Source organism: Asaia sp. As-1742, from assembly GCF_011753235.1.
GTDB lineage: Bacteria > Pseudomonadota > Alphaproteobacteria > Acetobacterales > Acetobacteraceae > Asaia > Asaia bogorensis_B.
Genome location: NZ_VWWA01000044.1, coordinates 1 through 1801, shown reverse-complemented (window position 1 = coordinate 1801; position 1801 = coordinate 1). Strand labels below are relative to the sequence as shown.

Sequence of the window (1801 nt, the reverse complement as noted above, 5' to 3'; positions counted from 1 at the left end):
CATACAGCCCGGGGAGATCATCGGCATCGTAGGATCATCGGGCTCTGGCAAGAGCACGCTGACCAAACTGCTTCAGCGGCTCTATTGTCCCGAACGTGGTCGCGTTCTCATTGATGGCCTAGATATCTCGGCTATGGACGTAAGCACCCTGCGGCAGGGCATAGGCGTGGTGCTGCAGGATAATGTCCTGTTCAACATGACGATACGCGAGAATATCGCCCTGGCCCGGCCCGGATTGTCGATAGAGCAGGTGATCCGGGTCGCACGCCTTGCCGGCGCCCATGAGTTCATTGCTGCCCTGCCTCTGGGGTACGATACGCCTGTGGGCGAACGGGGCACTTCCCTGTCGGGAGGACAGAGGCAGCGTCTCGCGATCGCCCGCACACTTGCGACCGATCCGCGTATCCTCATCCTGGACGAGGCGACAAGCGCGCTCGATTACGAGAGCGAACGCATCGTCCAGAACAACCTGAAGCAAATCTGCAAGGGGCGCACTGTTCTGATCGTGGCGCACAGGCTGAGCGCTGTACGCCACGCCCACAGGATCATCACACTTGAAAAAGGGCGCGTGGTCGAAGAAGGGTCTCATGAGGATCTGGTAAATCGCGGGGGCCGCTACGCGTCTCTCCATGCCTTGCAGGGCGGCCTCGATGCGGTCGGGTGAGGGGAAGGCCGCCTTGTCTGATGTAATGCCCATTGCAAGGGGGCGGCGTAGAGGTTGGTTCTCGCGCCTGATCGCACAGGATGACGATGCCTATGCGTTTTTACCCGTGGCATTGGAAATTGTGGAGCGACCTGCGCCCCCCTTACCCCGCGCAATCGCATTGACAATCTGCGCGGCCTGCACTGTAGGTTTGATATGGGCGTCGATCGGCGAGGTTGAGATCGTCGCCAATGCGCCAGGCGTCATAGTACCCATAGGTAAAGCCAAAATCGTTCAGGCCGTTTCAACGGCGAATATCGACGTCATTCTCGTCGAGGACGGCCAGCACGTGATGGCGGGTCAAACCCTGATCAGGCTTGATCCGGTCTCCGCCTATGCGTCCCGAGACAAGAGTCTCACTGACCTGCACGCTTCACGCCTGGACGTTGCAGGCTTGTCAGCCTTGTCCGATAAGCTGGCCGAGCCGGATCTGGATCTCTCTTTTGTCGCTCCGACCGGTTCGGATCCCCTTTCGGCGAGAGAGGCGCTCGCCGCGATCCGCGCCCGTGCGGCGGATCAGGCCAGGAAGCTTGCCAGTCTGAGCGCGCAGATCGCCGAGAAGCGGGCGGAGATCCTTGAGGGGCAGGATACGCTCGCAAAGCTGTCCGCCGATCTGCCCATGCTGGCCTCGGTGAGAGATATGTATGCACGGCTCGATAAGGAGCATCTGGCAAGCCGCCTGAACGTGGTTCAAAGTCTGCAGCACTATACTGATACGAAGAACGATCTGGAGATCCAGAGTGCGCATCGAGATGAAGCGGTCGCCGCCGTAGCGGATCTGCGGCACCAATATGAGGCGCAGCACGCTGTTTACGCGCATGACGTGCTCAAGGATCTTGCCGAGGCGCGGCGCAAGCTGGCCGAAAACGAGGCGTCTTACCGCGCCGCCGCGCATGAGGCCGCGGACACGGATCTGAGAGCGCCGGTCTCGGGAATTGTGCAGCAGCTTTCCGTGCATTCCGTGCGCGGAGTGGTCACGGCCGGGGACCGACTGATGGTCATCGTCCCCGATGACGGCAAGCTCGATGTCGAGGCAGAGATCACCAATAGGGATATTGGTTTCGTGAGCGAGGGCCAAAAAGTGCAGGTGAAGGTGGC

2 protein-coding genes are annotated in these 1801 nt (G+C 60.5%); both read left to right on the top strand.

The window, feature by feature from the left end; translation table 11 throughout:
* A partial coding sequence (locus F3J08_RS16780) for an ABC transporter ATP-binding protein (protein ID WP_166931900.1) occupies positions 1–664 on the top strand: 664 nt, incomplete at its 5' end.
* A gap of 13 nt (positions 665–677) precedes the next feature.
* Positions 678–1801: HlyD family type I secretion periplasmic adaptor subunit (locus F3J08_RS16775; protein WP_166931897.1), on the top strand; the 1124-nt coding region annotated here is incomplete at its 3' end.